Origin of the sequence: Streptomyces sp. (assembly GCF_031178505.1) — a bacterium.
In the GTDB taxonomy this organism is placed as follows: Bacteria; Actinomycetota; Actinomycetes; order Streptomycetales; family Streptomycetaceae; genus Streptomyces; species Streptomyces gulbargensis.
The window spans coordinates 1-6,285 of sequence record NZ_JAPSIW010000411.1 but is presented as its reverse complement, the minus strand read 5'-3'; the positions used below and the strand labels follow the sequence as shown (position 1 = coordinate 6,285).

Below are 6,285 nucleotides of genomic sequence, written 5' to 3'. Positions count from 1 at the left end.
TCTGGCCCTGCGCGATGTCGAAGTTCACCTTCTGGCCCTCCTGCAGCTCGCGGAAGCCCTGGGCGGCGATGTTCGAGTAGTGGGCGAACACGTCAGGGCCGCCACCGTCCTGCTCGATGAAGCCGAAACCCTTTTCCGCGTTGAACCACTTGACGGTACCAGTAGTCATGCATATCTCCTGTGGGGCAATTCGGCATCCGCACTTTACGGATGCGCTTGTCGCCGTGATGATTACCCCGCCGGAATACGACACCGAAGTTTCGGGAACCACAACTGCAACTGAGATCGACAGTAGCACGCCCTGGCGCCCGGCGCGGGATTTCCTGCCCTACTCTTTTTCGACGCCAAAAACCCTCGCCGCGCGGCTTCCCGATTTCTCATCCGGCCGCCACAGATAATGCGCGGCGACGGTGGGTGATCCCGTGCGCACGCCGGGCGACCGCAGGGGCCGGGACGGTGATCGCCGGACCCCCGGAGGGGTACGGCCTCCATGTGACCCACCGCACACCGGACATCCGATCATTCCGCTTCGCGAGCCCGGTCCTAACAGGCGACACGTTCAAGCGAGGAAAGGCCCGCCATGACCGACCGTGCTGTGAAGGGTCCTGCCAGCTACTTCCCGTCCATCGAGAAGAAGTACGGCCGTCCGATCGGCGAGTGGAAGGAGCTCATCCGTTCCTCGCCGCTGACCAGGCACATGGAGCTGGTGACCTGGCTGAAGACCGAACACGGCCTGGGCCACGGCCACGCCAACGCCCTGGTCGCCCACACCCTGGCGGAGGCCGGCGGCAAGTAACGGACCGGGGCGCCGGACCACTCCAGAAGTACGGAATTGGACCTTACCGACGGCCCCCGGCGTCCGTAGGTTCGTCGCGTGACCCGAAGGATCAACTCCCGTGCGCGCGAAGCCGATACGCGGCCGGTGCCGATGAAGCGGCCCCTGCCGCCGCGCCGGTGTCGCCCTGCCCGGGAGCCGGACGCGGAGCCACCCCGAACGCGTCGCTGTCGCTGACGGGACGCCCGCGTCCCATGGGCCGGAACCGGGGCACCGCCCCCGTACGGGCCCTCGCGCCGGGCGCGACCTGAACACCTCCGCGACGAGGCCGGCCCAGGGGCGCGGTCTCCCTACGAACAGGAACGCACATGACCAGCACCACCATGACCGTGGCCATCCTCGGACCCGGCGGGGTCGGCGGCCTGATCGGCGCGCTGCTGGCCCGCGACGGACACCGCGTCATCTGCCTCGCCGGCGAGGAGACCGCCGCTGTGCTGCGGCGTGACGGTCTGAGCGTCCGGAGCGAGCGGTACGGCGACTTCGCCACGCCGGTCGAGGCCGACACCGTGCTGCGCGAACCGGCCGACGTCACCTTCGTGACCGTCAAACAGACCAGCCTGGCCGCCGCCCTCGACCGTGTTCCGCCGCAGGTCGTGGGCGACGGCGTCGTCATCCCGCTGCTCAACGGAATCGACCACGTCGCGGCGCTGCGCCGGGAGTACCCGGCCGCCCGGGTCGTGGCCGGCACCATCCGGGTCGAGGCCGCCCGCACGTCACCCGGACACATCACGCACACCAGTCCGTTCAACGCCCTCGACCTGGCTGCCCCGCTCGACGGAATCGTCTCCCACCTCCGCCGCGCCGGCGTCGACGTGAACCTGCGCACCGACGAGAGCGCGATGCTCTGGGACAAGCTCTCCTTCCTCGCCCCGTTCGCCCTGCTGACCACGCGCCACCGGGCCCCCGTGGGCGTCATCCGTGGCGAGCGGCGGTCCGAACTGCTCGCCGTCCTCGACGAGATCACGGCCGTGGCCCGCGCCGCGGGCGCCCCCGTGACCGCCGAGTCCGTGCTCTCCTTCTTCGACCGCGTCCCCGCCACGATGAAGTCCTCGATGCAGCGCGACGCGGAGAACGGCCGCCCGATCGAGCTCGACGCCATCGGCGGAGCCGTCCTCCGGGCCGCCGCCGCGCACGGAATCGACGCCCCGGCGACCGCGCGTCTCGTGGCGGAGCTGGATTCCCCGGCGGTCGCGGAGCCGCGGCCGTAGCGGCCCCACGCGGTGCTCGAGGGATCCGGGACAACGGCGAGGCCCCCAGGTCACCGGCCTGGGGGCCTCGCTCCTCCGAGCGGACGACGGTGCTTCGGGCGCGAACCACCTCCCGACCGGGTGGCGTTCGCCGGCCGCACCGCTTCCCCCGCCCCGCCTTACGCGTCACCCACGGCGGGGCCGCGGGAGTCGACGTCCTCCATGAAGGCGAGCATTCTGGCGTTGACCACGTCCGGGTGGTCGATCTGCGGGCCGTGCCCCGTCGCGGTGATGATCTCGGCGCGGGCTCCGGGGACGAGGCGCGGTACGCGTTCCAGCTGTCGCTCGGGGTGGACGAGCAGGCTGTGCTTGCCCATGATCACGTAGAGCGGGGTCCGGATGGACCGCAGCGCGTCCTCGGCCAGCGGCAGCGGCGCGGGGCGGCGGATCCGGTACGCGCGGGCGCCGAGCTGGATCCACCGGCGCATCTCGGGGACGGCGATGACCGGCTGGTCCAGCCACGCGGCGAACCGGGGGCGCAGCGCCTTCGGGGCGAAGGTGGCGAGCAGGCTCACGAAGACCCAGGCGAAGAAGCGCAGACCGACCTTCTCGAGGCCGCCGGGGTCGAGGGCGGTGACCGAGGCGAGCCGTCCGGGCCGCCGGTGGGCCTGGTTGAGCACCAGCCAGCCGCCGTAGGAGGAGCCGACGAGGTGGACCCGGTCGAGGCCGAGCGCGTCGAGGGCCTCGTCCATCCACCGAGCGGCGCGCTCGGGCTGCCACATGGGCTCGCGGTGGACGCTGCGGTTCGCGTCGCCCGGGGTGTCGAGGGCGTAGACGGGGCGGTTCCGGCTGAGCCCGGGGGTGTTGGGGTACCACATCGCCGAGCTGTAGCCGGCGCCGTGGATCAGGACGACGGGCGTCCGGGATTCGGCCGCGGGGTCCGAGGGTCCGTACCGGTAGACGTGGGTGGTGCCGAAGCTGGTCTCCACGTCCGTCTCGTAGCGGGCGGGTGCCCCCTTCGCGTAGAGGAGGTCGGCGGCGGCGAAGTAGCGGTCGCGCAGGGCGTCGTCGACGTAGCGGCCGATGTCGCGGCGTACGCGGGCGGGGTTCTCGGGCACGGCGGCACCTCCGGTGAGGATTTCCTCTTCGTGGTACGACCGTATCATCAAGGTGATACATCGGTATCATGAAGGCGCAGGGCAGTGGAGCGCGAACCCAGACGACGGGCGGAGACACCGAACCATGCCGAAGCGTGTGGATCACGAGGAACGGCGCGCCCACATCGCCGAGGCGCTCATCCAGGTCGCGGGACGACGGGGGCTGCATGCCGTGGGCATGCGCGACGTGGCGGCGGAGGCCGGTGTGTCGCTCCGGCTCGTGCAGTACTACTTCGAGACCAAGGAGAAGCTGCTCTTCTACGGCCTCCGGCACCTGACCGACCGCTTCACCGCGAGGGTGGGGGCCCGCGTGGCCGCCGCCGGCCCGGACCCGGGCCCGCGCGCCACGGTGGAGGCGCTGCTGCTGGCCTCACTGCCGACCGACGAGGAGAGCCGCACGTTCCATCTGCTCTACAGCTCCTACGCGATCCTCTCGGTGACCGACGAGGCGCTGGCCGCACAGCCCTTCGTCGACCAGCCCGACGCCGCGGAGAACGCCCTGACCGCCCTCCTCGAGCGGGCGCAGGAGACCGGTCTGGCCGACCGGGACGCCGACGCGCGCACGGAGGCGATCAGCCTGCTCGCGATGGCGGCGACCCTGGGCACCAGCGTCCTCGTGGGCCAGCGGACCCCGCAGTCGGCGATCGCGGTGCTCCGCTACCACCTGGACCGCGTCTTCACGCCTGCCGCGACGCCCGAGCGGAGCGCGGCCCCGGCCTGATGCGCCACCAGGCACTCGATCGGCAGCGACGAAGCCCCAGGTCGCTGCCCCGGGGCTTCGCGTGAAGAGCGGATGACGGGAATCGAACCCGCGCCATAAGCTCGGGAATCACCGACGCGGCGCCGGTCATGAGAAGTCTGACCTGGGGAAACGCCCCTTCTCGGTCAGGGAGGGCGGGACCGACGCGCGGGCCGAGCCGCTCTGCACCGTCGCCCGGAACGGCCCGCGCCGCCGGACGAGTTCCCCTTGCTAGGGCGCACCGGGACGTGTCCCCGGGCCCGCGGCCCCGGTCGGCCGTTCCGCCGGAGTCCCGTGCTCGGCGGCCTTGCGCCAGCGGGCTTCGCAGAACGAGTACAGGCCGAACAGCAGGAGGCCCACGGCGGCGGCGATCAGCAGGGCAGGTCCTGCGGGCGTGGTGGCGAACGAGCGCAAGGTCTCGTCAAGACCCTTGGCCTGATCGGGGTCGTACCGCACGGCGGCGAGCAGGACGGACAGGCCGGCCCCGGCCGCGACCACGCCGCACGCCGCGCCGCCGACGATGCCCAGGAACGCGACGACCCGCCGCGTCGCCGGGCGCATCTCCTCCGTCCGGAGATCCTTCTCGAACTTCCGCATCAGGCCGCGCACCAGGATCACCGCACCCACGACGATCAGGACGACCCCGAGCACGCCGACGATCACCCGGCCGCCCGGCCAGTCCAGCACCCTGGCGGTGTAGTCCTTCGACGTCTCGTCACCGGGGCGGCCCCCGGCGGATCCGCCGACCAGCGCCGTCTGCGCCACGCCGATGCAGATCACCGCGTAGAACACCGCCATGCCCAAGGAGCCCAGACGCCGGCTCCACTTGTCGCCGCCCTCCACCGTCTGCCCGAACGCCGCCTCGGCCAGCCGCCACAGCGCCATCGCCGCCAGCCCCACCACCAGCGCCCACAGCAGAGCCCGGCCGAACGGCTGCTCGCCGAGGGTCCCCACCGCGCCCGACCGGTCGGCCTCCTGGCCGCTGTCGCTGCCGAGGCCGATCCGCACGGCCAGAATCCCCACCAGCACGTAGATCACTCCCCGGGCGCAGAGCCCGACCCTGGACGCGACCTCCACCGCACGACTGTCGGCCACCCGCCGCCCCCGCGACCTGGGCTGAGCCGGACTGTCCTGACTGCGCTCCATGGCTGGCACCTCCATGTGCCGGACCCCACTGAACAGCGCACCGCCGGCCGGGATGGGCGCCGCTGGTCGGAGTCAGTGTGCGAAGGCGTCCCCGATGCGCCCGGTGTCTACGGACCGCGATGCCATGCCGGCCGATGTGGCGGCCAGGTTCGGGTCTCCGAGGCCGACCGGCATGGCACCAACCCCGGGTCCGTTCCCTGTCTTCCACGGTAGGGCTGTCCCATATCGGAAGTCACCACCCGCATGCGGACCGTCCCGCACACAGGGTTCCGGAATCACTCCGCGGGGATCGGAGCACATTCACAAGTGTCCTCGAAGCCGTCCCGCGGGGCGACGGCTACGTGCGATCAGGCGGACCTCTGGGGCTCCCGTCACGGTCAGGCTCCTAACATGTGCAGGTGGTTGCCCGTGATACCCAGCAGTCCGCTCCGGGAGGGGAAGCAGTGCCCCGAGAAGACGCCCAAGCCCGCGGTGCCGGCCTTTCCTCGGGATCGCAAGGCGACGGGGCCGCCGATGATTCCCGCCCGGTGGCCGACCTGGTCGAGCGGGCAGCCGATCTGGTGGACCCGATCAAGCCGAGGCTGCGCGGCTGGCTTCACGCCGGCATGGTCCCCATGTCGCTGGCAGCGGGCATCGTCCTCATCTGCCTGGCAGGGACACCGCAGGCCGTATGGGCCTGCACCGTGTATTCCGTCGCTGCCTGGCTGCTGTTCGGGACCAGCGCCGTCTACCACCTCGGCACCTGGGGACCACTCGGTGAGGCCGTTCTGCGTCGCCTCGACCACGCCAACATCTTCCTGATCATCGCCGGCACGTGTACGCCGCTCGCGGTGATCCTGCTTTCCCCGGACCAGTGGTCCGTCCTGCTGTGGATCGTGTGGACGGGCGCGATGGTCGGCATCGCCTTCCGCGTCCTGTGGGTCGGAGCTCCCCGCTGGCTGTACACCCCCTGCTACCTGGCTCTGGGCTGGGCGCCCGTGCGATACCTGCCCGACTTCCTGCACAGCGGCGGGGTGGCCGTGGTCTCCCTGATCGTGACCGGCGGGCTTCTCTACAGCGCGGGCGCGGTCGTCTACGCCCTCCAGCGCCCCAACCCCTCACCCCGCTGGTTCGGCTTCCACGAGGTCTTCCACGCGCTGACGGTGGCAGCCTTCACCGCCCACTACATCGCCATCTTCCTTGCCGCTCACTGAGCGGTCGAGGCGCGGGCCGCCTCACCCA

At 71.4% G+C, this 6,285-nt stretch carries 7 protein-coding genes; 4 read left to right on the top strand and 3 right to left on the bottom strand.

Annotated features, from left to right (window positions below; all coding sequences use genetic code 11):
• Positions 1-169: cold-shock protein (locus RIF68_RS23720; RefSeq protein ID WP_309053318.1), on the bottom strand; the 169-nt coding region annotated here is incomplete at its 3' end.
• A 411-nt stretch (positions 170-580) separates the two neighbouring features.
• Between RIF68_RS23720 and RIF68_RS23715 the strand changes: the two genes are divergently transcribed.
• Positions 581-796 carry a DUF4287 domain-containing protein gene (locus RIF68_RS23715; protein ID WP_309053317.1) on the top strand — a complete coding sequence of 72 codons (216 nt, stop codon included), beginning with the start codon at positions 581-583 and terminating at the stop codon, positions 794-796.
• A 347-nt stretch (positions 797-1,143) separates the two neighbouring features.
• Complete coding sequence (locus RIF68_RS23710; protein WP_309053316.1) at positions 1,144-2,043, top strand: 2-dehydropantoate 2-reductase; 900 nt, start codon at positions 1,144-1,146, stop codon at positions 2,041-2,043.
• 158 nt (positions 2,044-2,201) lie between these two features.
• Here RIF68_RS23710 and RIF68_RS23705 read toward each other — a convergent pair whose 3' ends face one another.
• Positions 2,202-3,140 carry an alpha/beta hydrolase gene (locus RIF68_RS23705; RefSeq protein ID WP_309053315.1) on the bottom strand — a complete coding sequence of 313 codons (939 nt, stop codon included), beginning with the start codon at positions 3,138-3,140 and terminating at the stop codon, positions 2,202-2,204.
• Between the two features lie 124 nt (positions 3,141-3,264).
• Between RIF68_RS23705 and RIF68_RS23700 the strand changes: the two genes are divergently transcribed.
• A complete protein-coding gene (locus RIF68_RS23700) occupies positions 3,265-3,900 on the top strand; it encodes a TetR/AcrR family transcriptional regulator (RefSeq protein WP_309053314.1) in 636 nt (211 codons plus the stop codon).
• A gap of 249 nt (positions 3,901-4,149) precedes the next feature.
• Here the strand turns inward: RIF68_RS23700 and RIF68_RS23695 are convergent, their stop codons facing one another.
• Positions 4,150-4,995, bottom strand: a complete 846-nt coding sequence (locus RIF68_RS23695; protein WP_309053313.1) for a DUF1206 domain-containing protein — start codon at positions 4,993-4,995, stop codon at positions 4,150-4,152.
• 596 nt (positions 4,996-5,591) lie between these two features.
• Here RIF68_RS23695 and RIF68_RS23690 point away from each other — a divergent pair.
• Positions 5,592-6,257 (top strand): hemolysin III family protein, encoded by a 666-nt coding sequence (locus tag RIF68_RS23690; protein WP_375165735.1) that lies wholly within the window; start codon positions 5,592-5,594, stop codon positions 6,255-6,257.
• The last annotated feature ends 28 nt before the right edge of the window (positions 6,258-6,285 follow it).

Coding starts and splice junctions, on each gene's coding strand:
- RIF68_RS23715 (WP_309053317.1), top strand. CDS start 581: ATGACCGACCGTGCTGTGAAGGGTCCTGCCAGCTACTTCCCGTCCATC.
- RIF68_RS23710 (WP_309053316.1), top strand. CDS start 1,144: ATGACCAGCACCACCATGACCGTGGCCATCCTCGGACCCGGCGGGGTC.
- RIF68_RS23700 (WP_309053314.1), top strand. CDS start 3,265: ATGCCGAAGCGTGTGGATCACGAGGAACGGCGCGCCCACATCGCCGAG.